Annotated in this window: 17 protein-coding genes and 1 tRNA gene; 8 read left to right on the top strand and 10 right to left on the bottom strand. The window is 57.1% G+C overall.

The features are described 5' to 3' along the window. Positions 1-319: 319 nt before the first annotated feature. From ABX749_RS00940 to ABX749_RS00930, 3 genes are all read left to right on the top strand, one after another. Positions 320-1402 (top strand): hypothetical protein, encoded by a 1083-nt coding sequence (locus ABX749_RS00940; protein WP_372894356.1) that lies wholly within the window; start codon positions 320-322, stop codon positions 1400-1402. A 162-nt stretch (positions 1403-1564) separates the two neighbouring features. Beyond that, entirely contained in the window at positions 1565-1792 is a 228-nt protein-coding gene (locus ABX749_RS00935; RefSeq protein ID WP_145207671.1) for a hypothetical protein, read from the top strand. A gap of 1268 nt (positions 1793-3060) precedes the next feature. Next, on the top strand, positions 3061-4314 hold the full coding sequence (locus ABX749_RS00930; RefSeq protein ID WP_145207672.1) for a DUF1559 domain-containing protein: 1254 nt from the start codon (positions 3061-3063) through the stop codon (positions 4312-4314). Between the two features lie 197 nt (positions 4315-4511). Here ABX749_RS00930 and ABX749_RS00925 read toward each other — a convergent pair whose 3' ends face one another. The 3 genes from ABX749_RS00925 to ABX749_RS00915 form a co-directional block, all read right to left on the bottom strand. Beyond that, positions 4512-4700 carry a hypothetical protein gene (locus ABX749_RS00925; protein WP_145207673.1) on the bottom strand — a complete coding sequence of 63 codons (189 nt, stop codon included), beginning with the start codon at positions 4698-4700 and terminating at the stop codon, positions 4512-4514. A 144-nt stretch (positions 4701-4844) separates the two neighbouring features. Continuing rightward, on the bottom strand, positions 4845-5213 hold the full coding sequence (locus ABX749_RS00920) for a hypothetical protein (RefSeq protein ID WP_372894355.1): 369 nt from the start codon (positions 5211-5213) through the stop codon (positions 4845-4847). Between the two features lie 111 nt (positions 5214-5324). Continuing rightward, the gene (locus ABX749_RS00915; RefSeq protein ID WP_372894354.1) at positions 5325-6962 is read right to left on the bottom strand and encodes a sigma 54-interacting transcriptional regulator; all 1638 of its coding nucleotides are present in this window, start codon (positions 6960-6962) and stop codon (positions 5325-5327) included. A 221-nt stretch (positions 6963-7183) separates the two neighbouring features. Between ABX749_RS00915 and ABX749_RS00910 the strand changes: the two genes are divergently transcribed. Both ABX749_RS00910 and ABX749_RS00905 read left to right on the top strand, forming a co-directional pair. Next, on the top strand, positions 7184-7768 hold the full coding sequence (locus ABX749_RS00910; protein WP_372894353.1) for a carboxymuconolactone decarboxylase family protein: 585 nt from the start codon (positions 7184-7186) through the stop codon (positions 7766-7768). 56 nt (positions 7769-7824) lie between these two features. Next, a complete protein-coding gene (locus ABX749_RS00905; RefSeq protein ID WP_372894352.1) occupies positions 7825-8295 on the top strand; it encodes a DUF1348 family protein in 471 nt (156 codons plus the stop codon). A gap of 60 nt (positions 8296-8355) precedes the next feature. Here the strand turns inward: ABX749_RS00905 and ABX749_RS00900 are convergent, their stop codons facing one another. Both ABX749_RS00900 and ABX749_RS00895 read right to left on the bottom strand, forming a co-directional pair. Further along, positions 8356-9090 (bottom strand): GDSL-type esterase/lipase family protein, encoded by a 735-nt coding sequence (locus tag ABX749_RS00900; protein WP_372894351.1) that lies wholly within the window; start codon positions 9088-9090, stop codon positions 8356-8358. 467 nt (positions 9091-9557) lie between these two features. Continuing rightward, on the bottom strand, positions 9558-10721 hold the full coding sequence (locus ABX749_RS00895) for a transposase (protein ID WP_372894350.1): 1164 nt from the start codon (positions 10719-10721) through the stop codon (positions 9558-9560). A 217-nt stretch (positions 10722-10938) separates the two neighbouring features. Between ABX749_RS00895 and ABX749_RS00890 the strand changes: the two genes are divergently transcribed. After that, positions 10939-11622 carry a hypothetical protein gene (locus ABX749_RS00890; protein WP_372894349.1) on the top strand — a complete coding sequence of 228 codons (684 nt, stop codon included), beginning with the start codon at positions 10939-10941 and terminating at the stop codon, positions 11620-11622. A gap of 56 nt (positions 11623-11678) precedes the next feature. Here ABX749_RS00890 and ABX749_RS00885 read toward each other — a convergent pair whose 3' ends face one another. Together ABX749_RS00885 and ABX749_RS00880 are read right to left on the bottom strand one after the other, a co-directional pair. Next, positions 11679-19154 (bottom strand): protein kinase, encoded by a 7476-nt coding sequence (locus tag ABX749_RS00885; protein ID WP_372894348.1) that lies wholly within the window; start codon positions 19152-19154, stop codon positions 11679-11681. A gap of 660 nt (positions 19155-19814) precedes the next feature. Further along, positions 19815-19888: transfer RNA gene (locus ABX749_RS00880), tRNA-Asp, on the bottom strand. 313 nt (positions 19889-20201) lie between these two features. Here ABX749_RS00880 and ABX749_RS00875 point away from each other — a divergent pair. Together ABX749_RS00875 and ABX749_RS00870 are read left to right on the top strand one after the other, a co-directional pair. Then, complete coding sequence (locus ABX749_RS00875; RefSeq protein WP_161501623.1) at positions 20202-20378, top strand: hypothetical protein; 177 nt, start codon at positions 20202-20204, stop codon at positions 20376-20378. 112 nt (positions 20379-20490) lie between these two features. Beyond that, positions 20491-20817: a DUF6793 family protein gene (locus ABX749_RS00870; protein WP_145207679.1), complete on the top strand. Its 327-nt coding sequence runs from the start codon at positions 20491-20493 to the stop codon at positions 20815-20817. Here the strand turns inward: ABX749_RS00870 and ABX749_RS00865 are convergent. The 3 genes from ABX749_RS00865 to ABX749_RS00855 form a co-directional block, all read right to left on the bottom strand. Continuing rightward, positions 20804-21718, bottom strand: coding sequence for a carbohydrate kinase family protein (locus ABX749_RS00865; RefSeq protein ID WP_372894347.1), 915 nt, complete (start codon positions 21716-21718; stop codon positions 20804-20806). The genes ABX749_RS00870 and ABX749_RS00865 overlap by 14 nt on opposite strands. Further along, on the bottom strand, positions 21715-22749 hold the full coding sequence (locus tag ABX749_RS00860) for a Gfo/Idh/MocA family protein (RefSeq protein ID WP_372894346.1): 1035 nt from the start codon (positions 22747-22749) through the stop codon (positions 21715-21717). The genes ABX749_RS00865 and ABX749_RS00860 overlap by 4 nt, the downstream gene beginning before the upstream one ends. A gap of 78 nt (positions 22750-22827) precedes the next feature. Next, positions 22828-24147 (bottom strand): Gfo/Idh/MocA family protein, encoded by a 1320-nt coding sequence (locus ABX749_RS00855; protein ID WP_372894345.1) that lies wholly within the window; start codon positions 24145-24147, stop codon positions 22828-22830. Positions 24148-24247 lie beyond the last annotated feature (100 nt).

Raw genomic sequence — 24247 nt, 5'->3', positions numbered from 1 at the left:
TCGAGCGGATAACGGGTTAGGCTGTAACGTGTGGCGCGACGAAATGACCACTCAGCCCACCGATGGCAGCGCGGCCCCAGGGGATTTTTGAGCACCGTCCTCCGTGGGGCCGCTCTGCCATCGGTGGGTAATAATTTCGATGGTTTCTTGGACTTGCGGCCCTGGGAGGCGGTAGAATTTGGATTCAACTTTTCAGTTGTCGCGCCCGATGCGATGTCCGCCCACGCCTGCTCAACAGGTCCGCTTCACGGCGACCGAAGCGTTCGACGCGATGAGTTCACTTACGTCTTTTCGAGAACCGGTCACTGGGGAAGTCAACATGGCAACGACAAGTATGCTTGGCAACGCGACGCCGAAGCCTGTGTCACGGGTGAGACCGTCGAAGGTCGATCCGCGGACAGCTCAACCGTTTACCTTGGATCAGGAACTGGAGCCGTTCGGAACCTGGGCCGGCGATCCGATTCTTGTGCCGCCCAAAGACGCGAGCAAGGAAATGGCCGAAACGATGCTTCGTCAATCGGGCATTTTGACGTCCAAAGAGAAAAGCTGGGAATCGGTCGTCGAAGAACATCGCGGCCAATTCACGCAAGTCCGAGAGCTGGAACTGACCAAGGCTTCGATCCGGCTGCCCCAAAGCAAGTTGTTCTTCACCGTCACTCAGCAGGAACACTTTGACAAGATCACCGATCCGATCCCCGCTTGTGTGCAGACCCGCCTGGACGAATTCCTTGCTGGGCCCGGCAAGCGACGCGGCGTCAAAGTCTATTACCTCAAGCCGCTCTGCATTGAAGTCGATCACGAACTGATCTTCACTTCCCGCGAAGGCCTGATGTCCGCCATCACCAAGGTTCAGGAGGAAGTGTTTACCGAATACCGTCGCATGTATCTGTTCCGACGTCCTCGGCACACGCTCGGAAAAATGGCTCACGCAACCATGGCCATGCCGCGAGCGATCGCAAATCGGGCGATCCAGCGGCGTCAGAAAGCGATCGATGCCTATCAGGCCAAGCTGGAATTTCAGCGTCGTCGAATAGCATTGCGGGCGGCCAAAACCTTTGAGAAAAATCGCACGACCGGGTGCTCGTTCGATGAGATGTTGGAGCTGACCAACCCGCTGCAACGTCACGACGTGATCGAGCAGTACGGCGTGGAGAACGAACTCTCGCGCGCCAAACGCGATCAGTTGATTCGCATGGCGGCGGGCCAGATCCCCTGGTTCGTGGCGTTCACGCTCGGGATGTCGTACTTGGTTTCGGTCGGCATCACCATCGGTACGTCCTTGTCGCCGCCGGTCATGGTTTGCGACCCCGCGTTCGTCGCGGAGTTCCCCGGATCGAACGGGCAAGTGCTCAAGATCGGCCACTTCGATGAAGTCGCGGGTGTGACCCACGTCGAAATCTGATCCAGTTGCTTTGGCGACGATCCCGTTGTGTCGAGTCGTCCAGCCCTCGTCGACGACTGGTTAGAATGGTGGGACGGCGACAGGGCGTTGCGCTGTCGCCGGATTGTTCCGACACACTGTTCTGACACACTGCCCACTTCGTCGAAGACAATGGAAGTTCCCATGGCCACACGATTCATCTTCAATCCACCCGTCGATGCCGCTGAGTTCGACGAAAAGGTCGCGTTGCAGCAACACCCCGAGCACCGCATCTCCATCAAGAGCGGCAGCACAGTCGTCGATGAACTCACCGTCGAAACGGATTCCGAGACCGAGATCCTGAATCTGCAACAGGAGTTGGCCAAACTGTTCGGAACCGTGACTGTCCAACGCGGTGTCCATTTGCTTTAGCACGACCGCTTTGAGGCGTGTTCGCGTTTTCTGTATGGACCGGCTCCTTTGGTCGCTGGCCTCCCCCTCTCTCCATGGCACCTTCGCTGCGGACGACGGTCTCTACACAGCCAAAGTAACCCTCCCTGGCAGCATTGGTATCCACGAATCTTTTGCATGTCAAATCAGTTCTGTTTGGATGGTTTCGGCCAACTGCCGTTTACATCCATCGACTTGGGCATCGCCCAAGATCTGCAAACGAAAACCAGAGGGATTGGCCAACGGCCATATACAAATGCCTCGTCAAACGCGAGGGTTGTGCATGGCCGTTGGCCAAATTGAACCTCGTTGCGATGAGGTTCCTGGGGCGGCGCAACCTTCGCAAATGCTCTGTTTGCTTGCCCCAGGCTAGGGATATGCATGCCCTTTGGGCAAAAAGCGACTTGTGTAGATACCAATGCCCTGGCAGAGAGAGTCGAGCGCAGCGAGGGGAGGGGCGATGGTCATCTTAGGCAGCGTTTGCGCGGATTGGCGTTCGTAGACTCGCGCCAAACGGCTGATCATCGATTGATGTCAGCCGGTTTGCGCCAGCGCGAGCGACCTCCTCATTCGTGTTGGTTTAGCGGTATCGGGAACCTGCCGCGTCGGGCTGTCGCGCCGGCAGGGTCCCGCCTCCCAAATGAGGATCGCTTCTACACCTTAGCGAGCTACCTTTCTTGCCCAACGCTCAGGTGAACTTGGTGGTGACACTTGATTTCCGCTTGCTGCGGAGTGATTCGATCTCGGGCTTGATCAGGGAGATCACTGACCACTCACTATAGGGTCCGTCTCGTTCTTTTGGTTGTTCATCATGCCACCCTGATCAACGCTTGGGTGGGCAACCTTTCGCCCGGAATGGTGTTCTATAAAGCGAACGTCAAATCGATGATAAAGGCGGAAACGAAAAAGCGATCTTGGGTTTATGGTTGTAGCAACGCGCTTTAGAAACACCGCTAGGGGCGGTGGTCAGATCTAAAGACGGCCGGGGCAATAATTCGCAACCTCATCCCTTGACAATAATTTCGAATGAGCAAGCATGTAGGCTCCCACCCTTATGCAAGCACTTCGTCCAGCGATCTCATCGGTGCCGTCACTCGCCCACCCAGAAGAAGCGTGTTGAAGGATACGGTTTCGCGCAATGTGAAGTTCTTTAATTGCGCGTGAAATCAACGAAACTTATTGGCCGCAACGTAAGTTAAAAAGACTTGTATTTCTGAACTACCTTTTCACTTTTACATCGAGACCCTTCAATGAAGCGTTCCGCTCGCCCGAGCAACGGTTTTACACTTGTTGAGCTTTTGGTTGTTATCGCCATTATCGGTATCCTCGTCGGTCTATTGCTTCCCGCCGTCCAGGCAGCTCGAGAAGCCGCCCGACGAATGAGTTGCAGCAATAACTTCAAGCAATTGGGGTTGGCCGTCCATAACTATCACAGCGCCTACAAGCAGCTTCCTATCCATGGCGTAGGCACCGGCAGCACCGACGGAGGCAGCGCCCCCTTCGGTGTCGTCACCGCTACCACCAACTGGTGGACGAACTATGGCGATGCCAACGCGTGGCGGTTGAGTGCCCTGGTCGGTTTGACTCCCTTCATGGAGCAGCAAGCGATTTGGGACGAGATTTCAAACCCCAGCTACATCAACGCGATTGATCCGACCAACCGACTGAGCGTTCCTTGGCCCGCGATGGGGCCGACTGTGCAGTTCATCCAATACCGTCCCTGGGTCACCGAGATCCCGATGCTGCGTTGCCCCAGCGATCCCGGCGTCGGTCTGCCCGCTCAAGGGCGAACCAATTACGCCGCCTGCTTGGGCGATTCGATGGAATGGTCGGTTCGCGGCCCTAAGCAGCACCAAGCATCGACCGGAGAGGTCGTCGCCAACTCGAGTTGGGCCATGCGTTCGCTGGCCGCCGACCGCGGAGTGTTTGTGCCTCACAAAGACTCCAAGTTTCGCGACATCCTGGACGGCTTGTCCAATACGGTGGCCTTCGGTGAAATCCTCACCGACCTCGGCGACCGCGATGCGAGGGGAACCCAAAGCATCAACGGTAATCCCCCCAATGAGATTCGTTTGAACCCCAGCTATTGCGTCGATAACAATCAGCTCGATCCCGATCGACCGGGATATTGGGCACCGGCGACGCCGACGGAGAATGCAAACAATGGACGTGGGTTCAAATGGGCCGACTTCCGACCGAACTTCAGCGGTTGTCATACGATTTTCCCTCCCAACGCACCTATCGGTGGCGGCAACAACTCCGGGCAAACCGGCATGTTTCCTCCGTCTAGCCGCCACCAAGGTGGGGCGCATGTTCTGTTGGCCGATGGTGCGGTGATCTTCATCACCGACTCGATCGAATCAGGCGACTTGCACCAAGAAATGGTTTGGCAGTCCCCCGTCAACGGTGTCTCCGTCCCAGGCTCGAAGAGCCCCTATGGACTTTGGGGAGCACTCGGCACGCGAGCCTCTCGCGAAACGATTCAAGAACAATTGAATCAGTAGTCTGGTGAATCGCTAGCCCGCCGCAGCGTCGGCTTTGGCGGGCACCGAATCCGATAACATAAAAAACTCTCGGCCCCGCAGCGGGCCGAGAGTTTTTTCGTTGTTGGTCACCGCACCAAGAGGCGATGTTGCAAAACGCGATGCGGCATTCGTTGCAAAACCGCTGCAAGCGGCGCACTCGCTGAGATCGCTCGATGTTATTTCGTGGCTTTGTCTGCGTTCTTCATCTCGCCGGCCAGCGCCGATTGCTCGGCGGCTTCGGTCGCCAAGTACTCGTCAATTGCAGATTGATCGGCATCGGAGACGGCATCGGGCGTTGGTGAGGAGCACCCGGCCAGACATAAGGCCAGCAGACCTAGCGATAGCGTTTTTGCGAACGGCTTCATTCATATATCCTTGTAAAGACGATAAGTGTCATGGGACAGGCCAGAATTATAACTGTCCAGTCATTTTAGCATAGCTGGCATTTTAGCTTCGTCTCGAACTAACAACGCCGTGTTTCGCTGTCGGGGCAAGCAGTCCGCAAGCGATTAGGTGGCGATACGAATCCCTCGAAACCAAGCCGCCAGCCACGGCGCGACGAACAGAACGGCAAGCCCGATCGGCATCAGTCCACCCTGCAGCAGGTTGTAATCGGCGGAAAGTTGTTGCCACGAGAGGCCGACCACAAACCGGCCGAACAGCAGTTCAAATGCCAGCGTCAGCACTAACCACATCACACCCGCCTGCAGCAGGTCCCTGCGGTGTGTCGGACCGATCCAGCGGATCGACAACGTGGCGATTGCGAGCAGGATTGCCGAGCCGGTGAAAACGCCGAGCTGGTTCGAACGAAACTGGCCGACCAGAGGCACGAGGGTCAGGGCTCTGGTGATTCCATGAGCGATTTCGGCGACGATCATGACCAGCCAGATCGCGATGATGCGTGCGGTAAGCTTCACGGCGTTTTTTCCTCAAGCAACGGGCGACTTCAGCACGTTCGGTGTGTGCCTGGTGGGGCGATCGGACCGGCCTCAGCGGCGTAGCTCAATCCCCAGGCTCTTGATTCGCGACGCAAGTGTGGTCGGTTTCATTCCGAGCAATTCTGCAGCGCCACCGGCTCCAGACACCTTACCCTTGGTTTGTGACAGGGCGCGGCGAATGTTGTTGGTTTCCAGTTCACGCAGTTCCGCGACCGTCATCACGCGTTCGTCCTCGACGGGCTCGGTCGCGTCGTCGGTCGCGCCGGAGCCGCTGGCGGAAGGTCGGTCGTTTGCGGATCGACCGGGGGCAAGCTGGAATCGTAACCGTCCGGCTCTGGATGTGATCATGGCGCGTTCGAGGACGTGCTGGAATTCGCGAACGTTGCCGGGCCAATCGTAACGTTGTAACTCATGCACGTTTGCCTTGGTCAGCCGGAGTGTCGGACGGCCGAGCTTGCGGGCGAGCTGTGTGAGAAGGTGTTCGGCGAGCAGCGGAATGTCTTCCTTGCGTTGGCAAAGCGGTGGCAACTCGATCGGAAAGACACTGAGGCGATAGTAGAGATCCGCGCGGAATCGTCCGGCATCGCTTTCCGCTTTCAAGTCGCGATTGGTCGCCGCGATGATCCGCACGTTGACGCGGCGTGTACGTTCTTCGCCGACACGTTCCAGCTCTGATTCTTGAAGCACTCGCAATAGTTTGCTCTGCAGATCAAGTGGGATTTCACCGATCTCATCCAGGAACAACGTACCCCCGTCGGCCAATTCGAAACGTCCGATCCGATCACGCACCGCGCCGGTAAAGCTGCCTTTGGTGTGGCCGAAAAATTCACTGTCATACAGTTCGCGCGGGATCGCGGCACAGTTGACTTTGATCAGCGGTCGATCGTTGCGTGTCGAACGCCGATGGATTTCGCGGGCGACCAGTTCCTTGCCGGTGCCGCTTTGGCCGGTGACCAAAACCGTTGAATCGGTCGGCGCGACAAGCTCAATCTGCTCGGCGACTTTTCGCAGCGCCGCACTTTGGCCGACCATGTCACCGAACGCATTTCTCGTCCGCACTTCCTCTTGCAGATAGTCGTTCTCCATTTCCAAGCGGCGGCGCAACGATTCGATCTCTTCCCACGCCGACGCATTGGCAAGCGATGCCGCCGCGTGGTTGGCGATCGTACGCAGCCAGTCCAGGTCGTCGTCGTTGATCGTGCTGCGACTAAACACGGCCAGCACCCCGAGCACTTTACCGCGGTACACCAACGGTTGGCCACCGAAACCGCGAATGCCTTCCGCTTCGGCCCAATCGGGGTGGACCAGCCAATCGGGCTTGCCGGCCAGATTGCCGACTTCCAATGGTTCGCCTGTCGCCGCGATCCGGCCCACTTTGCGGACTCCGATCGGGAACCGTCGAAAGGCGCCGTCGGTTCGCGACAGGTCCCGCTGTGGGTCCACTAACGACGCACCGCCGCTGGCTGCCAAATGCAGGCACCTGGTTTGGTCGGGGCACTCTTGCCGCAGCGGACACGTTTCGCAGCCCGCTCCCGGACGAATCAGCCAGATCCTCACCAAGGCCACCGCCGGCGACGCGGCAATGTGATCGACGATCAGCTTCAGCGCATCGTTGACCTGCAGCCGTTGGGCCATCTCCAGCAGCAGCGTCTTGGGCTGTTCAATCAGGGGGGGCTTGTCATTGAGCATCTGCGAAACATAAGCGAAAAATCGTGAGTGGCAACCGAGATTTCGGGGATCTACGAGATATCGGTACTTGGATGGTTCTCGTTTGTGTTCTGTAAAGCATTTGTGCGTATGCACTTACGGTTTTTTAGCGGCTTTGGTCCGGGGCTTGCGATAGGGAATCGCAATGAGCAGTGACTTCCACTGCTTGCCGTTCAAAACCCCTTTGTATGAGGACAGTAGCGATGACCCGAATCAGCCCCATCAACCCTGCAACCGCAACCGGCACCGCCCGAGAATTGCTCAATGGCGTCGAGTCCAAGTTGGGCATGATCCCGAACATGATGTCCACGATGGCCAACTCACCGGCCGTCTTGGACGCGTACCTGAAATTCAGCGGCGCGCTCGCCGCAGGCGGACTGTCGGCCAAAGATCGCGAGCGAATCGCGTTGGCTGTCGGGCAAGCCAATCGATGTGATTACTGCCTGAGCGCTCACACGGCGATCGGCAAGATGGTCGGACTGACGGCCGAGCAGATCCGAAATGCCCGGTCGGCGACCGACGCCGATGCAAAGTCCGACGCGATCGTGAAGTTTGCGGCACAACTGGTTGAAAAACGCGGTTTGGTTTCCGACGACGAAGTCGCAGCGGCCCGTCGTGCAGGGCTGGGGGACGGCGAAATTGCCGAAGTCGTGGCCAACACGGCGTTGAACTTGTTGACCAACTACTTCAACCACGTCGCGGAAACGGACAACGATTTCCCGCCTGCCGAGCCCATCGACTCAGCTTCGTCCTGTGGCTGCCACAGCGACACGTGCAGCGTGGCCTGATTAACGCCACGAGCCGATCACCGTATTGAACATCTTTTTGAAAGGAGGATGACAGCATGCCAAAGCCAACCGACATACGACCGCCGTTCACTCGCGAAACGGCGGCGCAAAAAGTCCGGGCCGCCGAGGATGCATGGAACACGCGCGACCCAGAACGTGTTTCACTGGCCTATTCCGCGAACAGTCAGTGGCGAAACCGTGACACGTTCGTTCAGGGGCGTCCGCAGATCGTCGAGTTCTTGTCGGGAAAGTGGGACAGGGAGCAGGAGTACCGTTTGGTCAAACAATTGTGGGCATTCACCGATAACCGGATCGCGGTTCGGTTTCAGTATGAATACCACGACGAAACGGGAAACTGGTTTCGTGCTTACGGCAACGAGAACTGGGAATTCGATGATGACGGTTTGATGCGACGCCGCGAAGCCAGCATCAATGACGACGCGATCGACCAATCGGATCGCAAGTTCCACTGGCCCCTTGGGGTTCGCCCTGCGGATCATCCCGGCTTGGGAGAGTTCGTGAAGTAGGCGAGGCGTGATCGGAAAGTCGGCCGCCCCAGACGGCGGCCGACTTGTCGCGAACGCGGGTCAGACTCCCACCACCTCGCGCCAGGTTTTGGCCATCAGTTGGTGCCCGAGTGGGGTGGGGTGGACGCCATCACCGGCCAGCATTTTGGGCTCGGTTCCTTCGGCGACTGCATCGTCGAACATGCTTTGGAAGGGCACCCAGATTGCTCCGGCGTTCTTGGCGACGTCTTTGGCATACTCGCGGCGGACGGCGAATTCAGGAAACCACTTGTCGCGGTTTTCCTTGACCGTGCCGCTCATCAAAACAAACGGCTCGCAGATCACGAAGGTGGTCGTCGGAAGTGCGTTTCGCGTGCGTTTCAGCAACGCGGCAAATCCGTCGCGATAGGTTTCCGAAGTTCCGTCGTAACGGCCGTTGAGCTTGTGCCAGATGTCGTTGACTCCGATCAGGATGCTGAGGATTTTGGGTTCAATCTCGAGACAGTCTTTCTCCCAGCGGCGGTCCAGGTCGGGAACCTTGTTTCCGGAAATGCCCCGATTGTGGATTTGCAGGTTCAGATCCGGATAATCCTGATGCAATGATTCGGCGATGAAATGGGGGTATCCGCGTCCGAGTCCCTCGTTGGCAACGGGCGATTTTTTGTTTCGCCCGGCATCGGTGATCGAATCACCTTGGAACAGGATCACGTCGTCCTTGGACAAGGTAGTCTTCTCCGCAGCGAGAAGCTCGGGCTGGTTGAGGCAGGCAACGGTGCCCGCCGACGCGGCGACGGACAAAAAGGTGCGACGTTTCATCTAGAATTTTGCCAAAAGGGGGTGAGTGTAAAAACAGAGCGGAGCGGGTGTGTGCCATGGTTTCACGCCAACGCCACCCGACCGTGCCGCAAAGTTTAATCGATCGCGCCCCCGGCATCATCTCGCCGCCGCCGCCGCATCCCCTCCCAAATGGTGCCACCCACCTCATCCCCTTCCAAATGGTGCCACCCACCTGATCCCCTTCCAAATGGTGCCACCCGATCTTCCAAATGGTGCCACCCACCTTGTTTGTTCGGAACGCACGGCGCGTTCAAGGCGCGGCGGTTGGGCTGGCACAATCTAGACGGGCATCGTCCGCGAATCGCAGCACTCGCGAGTTCCGGATACCGCGGTCAACGACGATTGCTTTTGCGCCTGGATCGGAGATGGTCGAGACCCGTTGAGCGACCGATGTACAGGCCGATAAGACCAATGTACAGGCCGAAGTGATGCGGATCGGAGAACGGTTAGGCTGCGAAGCACTCGGCGACTTGCCGTTGCCCCTTGGCCCAGTTGCGACCGCTCGAACGGGCGAACTGCGACATGCCGTTTGGCGAGCCGGCGCAGCAACTATTGCCAAAGTAATGCTGGAAGTTCCAGACCAAATCACGCCACATCGACAGGTCGATCCCGAGACGCGAAACCAGACCTTGCAGACTTGGCGGTAACGTTCGTCCTGTCCCTTCTTCACTCTGTTTCGCAGTCCAACGGAGAAGCTTGCAATAGTCTTTCAGGCTGATTCCCAGGAATCCTTTGTCGCTTGCTCGCACGCCACTGCGGTTTACTTCCGCATCGCTGGATAGTGTCGATCCGTCCAGAGTCAACGGCGCGAGCCAGCCGTCGCGACGGATTCGTTTGCCGGTCGAGTTCTTCCGTTTCGCTCGCTTCTTTTTACGAAGTTCATCTACCGGTTTGGTGCGACGCTCTTCGCCCGCCTGTTCCGTGGTAACCGGAACCAGGTCAAACGCCGCTGAATCGATTTGCTGACCTTGTTCTCCTTTGATCCGATCATAGCCGGACGTGTGGACAGATTGGTCTGGCGAATCTGCCATCGCGGCGCGGACCGGATTGAGGTCGACGTACATCGCACAAGCCAGCAATCCGGCCTCGTCGGTGATCCGTTGCAGCTTAAATCGGCCTTCCCAAAATCGACCGGTACACTCGTCTTGTCGGTTGGCCATCCGCGCAATCGGCTCGCTCAAGGATCGCATGAACCAGGAGATATCCGACAACCGACGCCGCACTTCGGCAAGCCTTTCACGGTCAGCGACCAGCATTTGCACATCGTTTTCGGTCGGCTCACCCAAATGTTCTTCTATTCGGCGACCTGGAAAGACTTTCAGCCAGCGAATGGCGGCCTCTTGATCGGTCCATTCGGCAACAACATCGGGGCGATTGCGAAGGATCAGGTGCATGTGATTGGACATTACGGCATACGAGAGAACATCGACGCCGAAGACAGAAGCCAGGGCTTCCATACGCCGCCGAATCCACTCACGTCTGAATCCATAGTCCGTCCCGGTCGTCTGGTCGAAACCAGCCAAAAAGGCACGCCGGACACACCGCTGAACGGCGTGAACAATGGACACCTCGTCACCAGCAATTTGCTCCGAACGCAGCGGACGTCCCATCGCAATCCTCCCAAGTGATGAACCGATTTGGGATTCTATCCCGTTGACTAATTCAAGTCAAAAAATGGTGGGTGGCACCATTTGGAATTGGCAGGTTTAGAGCCCCCATGCGACACCCTCGATTCGTCGATGGCGTATGATGGGGGGATTCGCTTTTTGCGATCCGCCTGGCGGGCTCAGAGAGTCAGACACGCGAACTTTTCTTGGGGAAATGACCATGGCGAGACTGTTTTTTCTATGTATGGCATGTGCGCTTTGTCAGGCCGGTCTGGTAGCAAACGACCGCTCGCGTGGCAAGATTGTGGTCGATGCGAGTCAAGGCGGCGGGACATGGTGGCATCCACAAGCGGAAACCTTCGATTCGAACGCCCCGCACCAGGGCAAACGTCTCGCCGACACTCTGAGAAGGGCTGGGTGGGAGGTCGTAGAGATCGCCAGAAACACCGTCGTCACTGATCAACTTGCGGGGGCAAAGATTGCGATTCGCGTCAACGCAAGTGGCTTGTACCAAGAATCCGAGGTCGTCGCGTACCGAGACTTTGTTTTAAACGGAGGCAGCGTTCTGTTAGTACGCGGGTTTGTCCGTGAGAATCGTTCCGAGGATAAGGTCGCCAACGAGTTCGGAATTAAGTTTTCGAAGGTTGTTCGTGCTGAGACGTTCAGTCATTGGGAAGACCATCCGATCACCGAGAACTTAAGACTCTCACGGTACAGAATCGGAAGCGTTGTCGTTGAGGCTCCCGAAGAAAGCATTCCTCTCGGGTACGTCAACAATAATGAACTTGCGCTAGGACTTCTTGAGTGGGGTTCGGGCAAGGTGATCTACATGAGCACCATTTCTCCTTTGATTGTGTCCGATCCGATTGTCCATCGAATCATTAAAGAATTGGCCAGCGATTGAGGAAGCGGCGGCATTCCTTCGTTTCTGTAGCTCCCACCACGCGTCGGTGAAGAGCTTCATTCCGATTGAACTTGAAAGGTACGCCTCTCACTCCATGGACCCCAGTGCCCATTCGAATCCTGAGCCTTCACTTGCCAAGTCCAGCCAGTCCGCTGTCCGTCCACTACGGTGCGAGTGTTGCGTGGCTGGACATAGCGCGAATTTGTGATTTGGCGATCAAGGTACGCAACGTCAGCCTCAGGCTCGCGGACAACAATCCGATACGCTTTTGCGCCTTTCACGACTTCCCAATCAAATCGCCAAACGCCCTCGGAAGGCTGAAGCAGAATTGCTTTATCGGCGGGTGAAGTCAGCCGAGGTTTCTCAACCGAAAGGGACTGCTTGGCAGTCTGGTCAATTTTAAACTCGTTTCCGTCCGACTCAAGAACTGCATCGGCTTGAGCCGCTTCACGGTCGCGGGAATCCGCGGCGGGGTCGACATGGCGGGGTGGCGGTATGACTCGATCAAGAAGCGTGACAACTTCCGAACCATTGTCGACTCGAATCAGCTGATGGTTTGAAAGGAATTTGACCACCTGGCCAGACTCCGACTTCATCATAGTTAAGCTGCCACGACCTTGCTGAATTAGCAAACCTGCGAGTCTGCCATCGATTTGATCTAAGTCGCTCGTCGAAAACTCCAATTTAGTTGCTGATGGTTTCCATGAACTTGCAGCTAACCAACGTGAGGTTCCATGCTCGTTTGAAGCTAAGACCTCGGTGCCATCGAAATTGATTGTGACGAGTCTCTCTTGATCAGAAGCACGGTGATGAACGAGAAGTGTGTTTGTCACCGGGTTGAAGACCAAGCAATCGGCCGCTCCGATTGCCGTCAGTCGTTGGCCGTCGGAACGATATCTCGCTTGATTCAGCGAGACGTTTTCGGGAGCTTGGAACTGGACGTTTCCCGAATTTGGCTCCCAGGCGAACAGAGACAAATCCTTCGCGATTGAAATCAGCTGACCGGAATCCGGACGAAACACCAAATCCAACACGGTCGCGTGATGACGATCGAAGGTCAGAATCAAGTTGTTGTGCACCAGGGACCATATCTTGACGGTCTGGTCCGCGCCAGCCGATGCCAGCCATCGTCCATCCGGAGAGAAAGCCATCACTTCAATCTTGCCCTGATGACCAGCCAGGGCCGCGATCTCATTCCCGTTTACCACGTCGATCAATCGGATTCGATGATCGGGGTCCGCAAAAGCGATTCGCTTGAGTGCGGGACTGTAGCATGGGGCGTAGCAGGTCCCCGAAACTTCACAGAGCACGTTACTGAGCCACGTGAACAAATGCGGATAGGGATGGTCGTTTACCATCAAGTCTTCGCCATCGAACGTGACCTTGCAGGGAGCCTCGCTACCGGGAAGTCTCATTAGAAAGTGCCCATCGTCAAGACGGTACACACACACAGATCTTGCGTCTTGTACCAATAGAAAGTCATCAGACGGGGTGATCAATAAGTGAGTGGGTTCAGCAATTTCATCGGCAATTGAACAAGTTGCAACAACGTGGTCGTCTCCGGTTGTTCGAATCACAATCTCGCCGTCTTTGATCGTCGCTGTTCGTAGATGACTGGCGGAGACGACGGACTGGCCGGGTTTGACCGTCGGTGCAACCAGCATGCGATTGCTTTGATCTAACCGGGTTTCGACGAAGTAGTCCAAGGTCGTTTGGGTGGAAGGATCCAAGACCACGAGTGTGCCGTCGCGAAGACTTACCGCTAATCGCTGTCCATTGTCGGAGATGACGGCCTGTATCGGCGATGCCGGCAACGCATCTGGAACTCGAATCGCAGGACGACCGTTCAGAATGATTGATCTCTCGAGACCCGACCGGAGTCGTTGCTCACGTGTTTGCAAATCCTTGCCGCCCATGACGACAAGATCTCGATTAATGAAACCAGCATCAAGCGGACCAACGCGACTCACCGCGTAAAGGAGTCGGGATATCGTTGTTTTTTTCAGAGATTGCTCATCTTGGATCCATCGGTGCACCTGTTGCCCCTGAACCATTAGGTCACCTCCGCTGGTGAAGTGCACCGAAGGCTTGGGAAACGATCCGCCACGGGGTTGCCGTCTCCTTAATGCTTCGACCGTACCCTCCGCGCTGGCGAGCAGCCGACCAGTTGCCACATCGTGGATGTTTAGTCTGTAATTCGTGCGAGAATGGCCGGCAGCAATCGCAAGCTTTGTTCCATCCCGGTTGACGTCAAAAGCGATCCACTCTGGAAGAAGTGAATGGGCAAGCTTGGGTGACGGAAAGTTCTTGACCAGCTTGGCATCCGGCTTCGAAAGGTTGTATTCCCAAATCTCGACCTCCTTCGTCGTGTCGTTTGCGACGATGAGGCTCTCGTTGTGATCAAGAAGCCGACTCGCCTTCGTGGCAATACTGAGAACCTCCTGCCCTGAGTGGATACTGACAATCGCGACATGCGATTCACGAAACGCCACAGCGATGTGCTGTTCGTCGATGAAAGTAATAGCGATCGGACGTCGTCGCTGAGTCGACCCCGTGATGGCATCCGACTGAGCAATTTGGTGTAAAAGCAGCGGGATTCTCGCATTCTCGTCTTTCAAGAAGATGCGCCCTTGCTTGTCGACCAAAGCAACGGTCCGTCCGCTCGGCGAGATGGCAAGGTTCTGGATGCCGTCACAGCGAGGCGGAAACACGATTGTCTGATCAACGGCTTGACCGGACGTGAGCATGCGTTCGGGGATCCGGATGACCAGTGAATCACCATGGGCTGAGCGATTCGCTGCACGATGTGCCAGCTCACTTGGTGCTCCGATTTCGGCACGCGCAGGCGTCTTAAGAGCATCTCTCTCGATCGCACGCACCGGTGGTTCGCGCTGATTGTGGGACGCAGGTGGCGCCACGTTTGCCACGGCTAGCCGTGGCGGCCTCTTGCCGAGCTTTAAGTCGATTTGATGTCGCTTTTCGGGAATTGGGCCGCCTAGACCATCCCAATCTCGATATCTCTCAAAGACAATCAAGACCGATGGTCCTGGTGCATCTCCCAGGATTCTGGGAGGCTGACAAAGCCTTTGCCCCGTCACTCGATCCAGCAACCGATTCGATCTTTTCCCGTGTCCTACTTCGACCAACAATTCTGGGTAGAGGTAGCGCACATCGACCGTATTCTGCAAAAAGGCCTCAAGTGGATCTCCCTCCGGTTTGTTTGTCTCGGCAGACACCCACTGCGCAGTCCGATCCGATAAGACTCGAAGAATCCTCGAGCCGTCGGCATCGAGCTCCTGAAACACTCCGTCATCCTTCAACTCGTAGCGGCTTGTAAGATTGCCCTCGGCAGCATCAAAGACCAGCGAGTGCCACGGGCCGATCGCCGTAAGCCGACGATCGTCGAGTCCATAACGCACTCTATTGAGTGGAATCCCCTCCGGAGACTGGAAATCGATTTGCCCCGTTTCGGGTGACCAGGCATAGAGAGTTGAACCATGACCGACCGAGACTAGTTGTGCCGAGTCTTGTCGAAACGCAAGATCAACGATCGGTGCATCGTGTCGACGAAACGTGATAGGGGGGCTGCCTGTCTTCAGCGACCACACTTTGACTGTCCGGTCATCACTTGCCGATGCGAGCCAACGTCCGTCAGGAGAAAAACGAAGACCACGCACCGGCGCCAAATGCCCTTCAAGTGTTGCAATCTTTTTGCCGGTGTTTGGATCGACCAATACGATCCGATGATCTGGCAACGCCAGTGCCAGCCGCGAATTGTCGGGCGAAACAATTGCACTGACCAGCCGGCCCGGCAACTCGGCCAGTGGATGTTTCAGTAGCGACAAGAAATCGTCTGTTAGATAGGGTGGTGCACCCCGTAGCTCAAAGACTTGGTTTCCATCACTGTTGCAAAAGACCAACCCCCGGGAATCGCCGGATGCAATCAGAAGACTTTCGTCTTCCGAATACTGCCATGATTCTGGCGTGAAATAGCCCCGTCGATTGAAATCCAGGTGACTCAGTTTGCGCGCTTCATAGGAGGAGATTCGCTGGCGTGACCGATTGGTCCTCACCACGGCACCTCCGGCAAGTGGCTTCAGATACTTCAAGGGGATCTGAAACAGAACCGATCGAATCGGCGGCTCCGATCCCGTGTCGATTCCAAACGCGGTGCTGCGACGTGGTGGATCTTGCGTCGGAATTGGTTTGTGGTCTTGGCGAGTATTTGCTGCTGCTGCTTGAATGCGCTGGGGCGCCGGCCGCTCGCGGGCATCTGTCTTCGACCGCAGTTGCTCGTTCTTGGCAGTCTTCGGCGGAGCGTTGACGGGCTGATCGACGGCAACTCGCTCGAGTGTTCGGGGCGACGTCCGCCAGGTCTTCAGCGACTCACCGATCGTGGCCAGCGACTTGCCGTCGCGGGAAAAGGCGACGGACACAAAATCCCCCTTTTCCCCCGCCATCACGAATACTTGTTGCCCCAGTTGCAGATCCCAAAGAATCAGTTGTCCCTTCGACGTGACGTGATTGTTTCCCATCTGGATTCCGGCATCGACCGATGCCAAACGGGTGCCGTTTTCATTGAATGACATTCCCGTGATAAAGCCGAGATGGCCCCGCATTTTCTTCACCGGCTTCCAACTGTGGGTGTCCCAGATCGTGATCTCTGAATTGCCTTCTCCACTACGGTCGATTCCAATGGTGGTCGCCATCATCGTCGCCATGGGTGACGACAATTGTTTGGATTCTTCGGGGCCGAAGGCGGCAGTGGCCATCCAGCGACTGTCTTGGCTGAATGCAACGGACGTAACAAGCCCTGCGCCTTCGAGTTCCCTGGTTAATCCACCCCTCAGCTTGATCTCCAGTTTCGGCTGTTCCAAAAAGCCGAGAAAAGGTATGGCCGCGCCGTAAACCTGCTTCGCCGAACTCCCGTCTTCGCCAAAGAGGAGATTCCCCTCCACGAATCGTTGAAAAAAGTACTCTCCGTGCCGGGCCACGTTTGCAGGCGGGGCTGGCTCGATGGAGAATTGGGGGCCAATGTCCCACAGCACATAATGGTCTCGTCGTTCAAGCTTCAATGGCTCTGACGCAGGTTTCTCTGCTTTATCGGCGACCGAATTCATCAACGCATTCACGAACACGCCGGCCATGTCCATTGTCGCCAGCGGAAGGAGGACGTGATGCGAATGGCGATCAAAAGATGGGGCGATGTTCCATGCCAATCCGGTCACCTTGAGGCCGACTTGATGCTGCAGTATCTGCGGCTGCGGATCGGATGCGTGTACTTCAATCAGACACGTGTTGGCTGACTCCATCACCGAAGTTTGAATCGTCAGCAGCAGCTTTGAACCGTCCGGTGAAAGTGTCAGGTCTCGAAGGCAGCGCTCACTGCCGGTCTGTTCCACCAGTTTTCGAGCATGGCCGTATTCCAGATCGTAAAGGTAAGCAGACTCAATGTAGTTGTCTCGGCCCAACTGCTCCGACCATTTCGCTACCAAGTACTTGCCGGAATCACTTGCATGCAGGCCACGACATCGAGCGCGTGGCGGCGACTCAAGTTGCCGTTGAATCTCTCCGTCGGTTAGCAACAGTGTCCAATCATCGATCAGGTAGGCGACCTTTCGTCCGATGATCTTGAACGTTGATGACTGCCCGCTCTTTCGGGGTAGGAATCGCGGGATGCGGGATCTTGCTCCCGTTCGAACATCGTAAGCGTGTGGATAAATCAGGATCTGAGATTGATCGTCGGTAAGGCTTGCCCCGGAGGAGGCGCCGGCGACCACAGAATCGAATTGGACAGTTCCGTCATTCAAATCGTAAGCGATCCATCGCAGCTGGTCACCATTGAGGTCGTACAGCGTCACGATGTCTCCCTGGGACGCCAAAGCCACATTGGGTTGTGTTTCGAAATTCCATTGCAGCATGCATTGCACGTCGCCGTTCAGAACGTTTAAGACTTCAAACGCACGCGGATCCTTAGGTGATTGGACGACAACAAGGTCATTGACCATTCGGTTTAAGAGTGCAGGTCGATCGGGGAACGATTGAATGGGAGCCCCGGTCGTCAAATCGAAGGTCGTTGACGACTTGAAGTCGAAGACGGCTGTCCCGTTGCTTGTCAATGACCACAGGCGTTGATTCTCCGGTGACGTGAGCACGGTTCGTTGCCGATTGGCGTACAGATTGACATGCTCCCATTCCCATCCGCGTCTCTCGGGGTCGCATTTGTTCAGCGTCCACGTTGCGGGGGTGAATTGCCCGTCAATGACTTGCCGATGGGCTAATCCCACGTGACTGCCATATAAGGCCAGTTCCGCCATGTTTGCGCGGTCACGGGCGCGGAGTGCAAACACAGCGGTTGAGACAGTACCCGCGGCGACACAGAAAAAGCAGAGTGCCGCCAGTGACGCCACGCGTGGGTTACGTCGACACCAGCGCACCGTCCGTTCTATTCGCCCAACCGGACGGGCCAGTATCGGTTCGCCGTCCAGGAATCTTTGTAGGTCCAGTCGTAATTCGTTCGCGGTCCGATAGCGATGGGAAATGTCTTTGTTGAGGCATTTCAAGCAGATCGTTTCGAGATCCACAGGAACCATCGAGTTGACCGTTCGCGGAGGGGCAGGGTCGTGTTCAAGCACCTGCAGAAGCGTTTCCATCGGACTCGGCGCCTGAAATGGTGGGCGACCGGTCAACATCGTGTAGAGGACCGCACCGAGAGCGTAGATATCTGCGGCCGGTCCAATCTTGCTCGTGTCTCCGGATGCTTGCTCCGGAGGCATGTACGCCGGTGTGCCGATGATCTGACCGGTCCGCGTCAAGTCACTCTCGCCGGCGACCTGTTTTGCCAAACCGAAGTCGGTAACCCGAGGAATGCCATTGGGATCCATCAGCACGTTTCCTGGTTTCAGGTCGCGGTGGATCACGCCTTTCTCATGAGCGTACTGCACGGCCGCGCAGATCTTCGTCGTTAACTCAGCCGCTTCCTTTGGCGGAAGCGGTCCGTCAGGCATATGAGCGGCTAATGATTCGCCATCGACGAAACCCATGGAGAAGTAATGCTTCCCGTCGTATTCTCCGATTTCAAAAATCGGGACAATCCCCGGATGATCAAGTTGAGCTGCAGCTTCGGCCTCGCTCTTGAAACGCCTTATTTCTTCTTCGCCGGCTAGTTCGCCGGCGAGAATCATCTTTAAGGCGACGATTCGATTCAAATTGATCTGCCTTGCCTTGAAGACGACGCCCATTCCTCCACGCGCGATCTCTTCCAGCAATTCGTAGTCGCCGAAGTATCGAACTTGTTGACCGACCGTCGGGCCGTGCATCACCGGCGACTGGGTCGGGGCAAGGGTGGGATCGTTCGATCCAGTCCCGTTTGGCGTTCGCGATGGCTCTTCGCCATCGGTCACGGCTTTCAATCGGTCGTGATTCACAAAGAATTCCCTGAGTGAATCTGCTAGATTCGGATGCTTGTTCATCAGCTCATCTCGATCCAATTCCCGCCCCGTTTTCTCAGCGTCGAGGTAGCCGGCGATCACCGATTCAAGATTGCGGTTGGCTTCAGGCTCTTCTCGTGACATAGGGGCTGCCTGCCTGGATGGAGAACGGATGCTGTTCCGATACCCCTTTTTTCTATCAGTTCCGCGCGCGCCGATCCACTATTGGAGGGGTGGCCTCGATGGTTGGACTGGCATTGACGGGCGATATTCAAGCTCCTGATCGCTTGCCATTTCGCTGCGCGCGTTTTCCGTGGCGTCGTGCCCGGTCATCGCCGCACGCGAGTGACCGACCAACGCCTGGGTGGGCTCGACACCCAACGTATCGGCAGTCGCTGTGCCGGCACGTCGACCCGTTGCTCAGAGACAGCGTGTATCCAGATCCGGACGGTGGAGATCGTCTTGCTTGGTACACCGCGTTCAGGCCTGCGTCATGTGCAAGAATCTTGGGCGAGTCATGTGGTCCAAGATCGATGGCGGTGCAAGCGGTTCTGAAGACAGACTGCCAGCGGATATGACACTGGCGGGCGGAGACTTTGCCGTTGGGGGCTAGCCATCGGTTCGGGCTCCCGTTGTGAATCCGTGCCAGTCCGCTACGACGGAGATGCAGTACAGATTCCAGATTGAAACGGGGCCGCAGACTAAAGAGGTGGTAACGCTCAGGGGCGTTCCGGCCGGGGGTATCACGGCATTTTAAGAAAGCGACGCGGACGGGACTCGAACCCGCAACCTCCGGATCGACAGTCCGGGGCTCTAACCAATTGAGCTACCGCGCCGAAGTTTGGTTCGCAAAATGTTGCGTGCCATCCTTCGTGGATGCGGGATTATATCGATGGTCGATCCCGCCGCAAGACCATGCTTCGGCTCATTTGCATATCTTTCTTTAACGTTCTGGGTCGGATTGTTTTGGCTGGTCGCATTTTGCCTAAAAAACCGCGTTCGGGACCCCTCGGATTTCTGCACAGCGGCCAGATTTTGTCTTTCGATGCTTGGTGGAGACCTAGCATTTTTACGGTGGATTGCGTGCCGAGTCGCGAAAATCCACACCTTGTTTTCGATTGCCCGTTCACTCGCCCCAAAATCGTCGCCATGTTTTTTAGCGTTCACCCGCCCGTTCTGGCCTCCGTCAGCGACTTGATCCGAGACGTCGGCAACGAATTGACCACGTATTCGAGCCAAATGACCACCACGCACTGGGGAATTGTCGCCGGATGCGCCGTCGCTTTCGGCTTTTTGTGCTTGAAAGGCAGCGGTGTAAACCGATAACAGCTTGGCGACGTAGAATCACGAGAGATCTAGAATCATTTGTTGGGACCGACCGTTGACCGGTCCGGTCGGCCCACCACCCGGCGAGCCCTCTTCGCACGGAGAACTGGAAATGCCACTTTTTGAAATAGAAACTAATTCCCACATCATCATCACCTGGGCAGAGAACGAAGATGCCGCTCGTGATGTGGTCCATGACGCCTATCCCCACGATGAGGTTGTCCGGCTGACCAAGCGTCCTCGCGACACGTGGGTGATCAGTAAGGGCGCGTTGGGATTGACCAACACCACGCTGGATCCGTGCATGGTCGCCCGCGAATGTCTGAATCGATCGGCCGGTGACAAGGTCAATGCGATTCGTTTGTACCGGATGGAAACCGGCAGCGACCTTGATCAGGCTCGCAAAATGATCGAATCGAACATGGTCATGGGCTGGTAGCGAAAGCCAAGCCACCAAGGCGTCGGGCATTCTCCGACGCCACCTGCGCAGCAAGTTCCGCTGCTTGGCGTATTCTTTGCCCTCGTGCGTAGCCGTGCAGGAACGCGCCGTGAAAGGTGTCACCGCAACCCGTTGTGTCGACCGCCAATTCTGGTGAAACCGCCGGCTGGTGAAAACTCGCTCCGTCTCGCGTGACCCATTCACTTCCCGCCGGTCCGTCGGTGACCGCGACGATCTCGCAATCGAGTTCCTCCATCAGTGATTCAGCCAACTCCATTGCAGGGAGGCGGTGCAGGGAGTCGGCCGGCGATTGGACATGCGATTCGGCAAACTGCCGCGCCAGAATCGCGAAATCAGCGGCGCGGAGCATCGGCAGAATCTCCGCGCGATAGCGATACGCCCCACCGTCGAACGAGATCTTGACTCCGCATTCTTTGGCGACGCGAATCGCCCGCAAGCAAATCTCGCCGTGCCGTCCATTGAAATGCACGATCTTGGATTGCGAAATGAGCTGCTCGATTTGCGGCGTCCACTGCAACCGTTCACACGCTGAGCCGGGCGAAAAGACGATCGTCCGCTCGGCGGATCGTCGTTCGGACCAGATCGACGCGGCCGAACTGGTCAACCCCGCGTGTCGGGCGATCGCTTGCGTGTCGATGCCCTCGGCGCCGAGCGTCTGGAAAATTCGAATTCCCGCCGGGTCATCGCCGAGAGAATCGATCAGCGCGGTTTTAGAACCCAGTCGTGCCGCGGTCGCCATCGCGACGGTGATGCCACCCCCGATGCCTTCGACGTGCCGCTCGGCCTGGACGACCGAACCGGGTTGCGGCAGCGAATCGACCAGCATCAGGCTGTCCCAAACGGAGACGCCGATACCGACGATGTCAATTCGGTGACTCATCCTTGGTCGATCATTTCTTTCGCACCACTGGCGACCGAGGCCGAAGCGGCCAAACACATCGCCACCGACCAGCGTCCGTCTTGGGCGGTGCAATGCAGCGGGCGCCCGGTCTGAATCGCCTCGGCGACGCGGACGATCTGGTCTTCCAATTCGAACAGCTCTCCGGTCGGCTTTTCGATCGGCACGTCGACGACTTCGTTGCCGTCGAAGGCGCGTAACTTGAATGTCGGGTGTCGGGTCCGATCCATCGCCCCGCTCCAGGACGCCCACAACGCGCCTTTGCTGCCGGTGACCTTGGCGGTTTGGTGGTGTTCGAACGCGCTGAGCGTTTGCGAGACGACGGCGTAGGCGTCGCCGGCAAAGTGCATGATCGCACTGAAGTTGTCTTGCAACTCGGGACGCTCCGGATCTCGGGAATTGGCCGTCGCGTAGACCGACTGGGGCATGCCCGCCGATTCCAGGTACCAGCGTGCAAGATCGAAGAAGTGGATCGGTTCTTCCAGAATCCAGTTCCCCACCCGATTGATGTCGTAACGCCAACCGCCGGCGCCTTGACGATACGGGTTTCTGGACAGTTCGACCAGACAATATTGCGGCGTGCCGATGAACCCGTCTTCGATCATCTCTTTGACCTTGCCCCACATCGACGACAATCGCAGCTCGTGACCGACGCACAGCAATCGATCGTGTTTTTCAGCCGATGCGATCATCGAGTCGCATTGGTCCAGGTCGATGCCCATCGGTTTTTCGAGCAACAGATGCTTGCCCGACTGGAGCACCGCCGTGGCGACTTCGTGGTGCAGATAGCTGGGGACGACGACGTCAATCACGTCCAAGTCGTCGCGTGCGAGCAGGGCGTGATAGTCGGTTGTGACAAAGGCGTCGGGATACGCTTGCGACGCATCGGAGGCCGTCGCCTGACTGTGGGCGGCGATCCCGATCAGCTCGGCGTTGTGTGCTTTGGTGATCGCATCGGCATGGTGTTTTCCCCAGGCGCCGAATCCGATTAATCCATATCGAACCAAATTCATCGTGTGTTTGAAAAAGTGAGGAAGGGCATTGGAAGAAAGAAGACTGACGCGGCAAAAGGTATGTGGAGACCGAGGAAGTCAGACGGAATCAATTTCGTAGCCGGAGCGATACGCCCGCGACATCAACCCGTTTGCTTCATCGTCGCTTACAACACGTTCCGATTCGGCATCCCATTGAACGGTGCGGCCCAACCGCAAGGCCAGATTGGCGAGGTGGCAGGTCGTCAACACGCGGTGGTGCGTCGCGATATCGGAAATCGGCACGTCACGCGTCTTCAAGCAATCGACGAAGTTTTGCATGTGCGACGTCGGTTGCCTACCTCGATACAACTTCGTGATCGCATCGTCGTCGAGTGGTTGATCTTTCAACGCGTCGACCGGGACGCCTTCCAGCGTCCCCCGATTGACGAAGAAGCGTCCGCGGTCCCCTTCAAAGGTGATTCCATTCCGCGTTGAATCGATCAGCATTTCGATGCCGCCGGGAAAGTTGCACGTCACCGAAAACTCGATGGGGGTGTTGTACATGTCACTTCGGGTCGGCATTCCGCCCCGCAGCGGCTGATTCATCGTGGCGGTCCCGCCGACTGAAACCGGTCCACCGTTCTCTTGGCCGATGGCCCATTGTGCGATGTCGACATGATGGGCTCCCCAGTCGCACAGCTGCCCGCCGGCGTATTCGAACCACCACCGAAACGTGCGATGGGTCCGCTGGGGAATGTACTCGGTCAGCGGTGCGGGGCCGAGCCAGCGTTCCCACTGGAGCGTCGTCGGTGGCGTGGCGGTGGCGAACGGGCCACCCTTCCATCCCGGGCCCAGTCCGATATGGATGCGTCGGAGATTGCCGACGCGGCCGTCGCGCACCATCGCGATCGCTTTCAAAAATCGCTGGTTGTATTCGGTCCGTTGCTGCGTGCCGACCTGGAACACTCGGCCGGTCTCTTGTGCGACCTTGCGCAGCCACTGGCCTTCTTGGATCGTCACGGCGACGGGTTTTTCGCAGTACACGTCTTTGCCCGCCCGCATCGCTTCGATGGCAATCTTGGCGTGCCAGTGATCCGGGGTGGCAATCAGCACCGCTTCGATCGATGGGTCATCCAGGACGCGGCGGTAGTCGTCCACGATCCTCGCTTTGCCGCCGCAGATTTTTTGGTTCGCAAAGTCGGCGGCGACCGAATCGAGTTCGCAGATCACGGGGATGTCGGCCAGTGAAGCGGCTTGGGTGCCGATCGCAATGCCGCGGCCTTGTCGTTTGGTTTCCGGTTGCCAGCCGGCGCCGATCAGTCCGAACACCGGCCGATCGTTTTTGGCCGCAATCGTGGTGCCTGTTTGATAAGCAACGGTGGTGGCCGCGATGCCGGACGCACAGCGTGCCAAAAAAGTTCGCCTGGTCGTTGACATGGTGGTGCTCTGGGGAGGGAGGTGCGGGTCGCAAGCTGGAAGCTTAGGCCACGGATCGCAAGCTGGAAGCGTACGCCACGGTCACAGTGTAACACCGGCT

Origin of the sequence: Stieleria sp. (assembly GCF_041595215.1) — a bacterium.
Classification (GTDB): Bacteria; Planctomycetota; Planctomycetia; order Pirellulales; family Pirellulaceae; genus Stieleria; species Stieleria magnilauensis.
The sequence above is the reverse complement of the archived record's forward strand: the minus strand, read 5'-3'. Positions and strand labels throughout refer to the sequence as shown.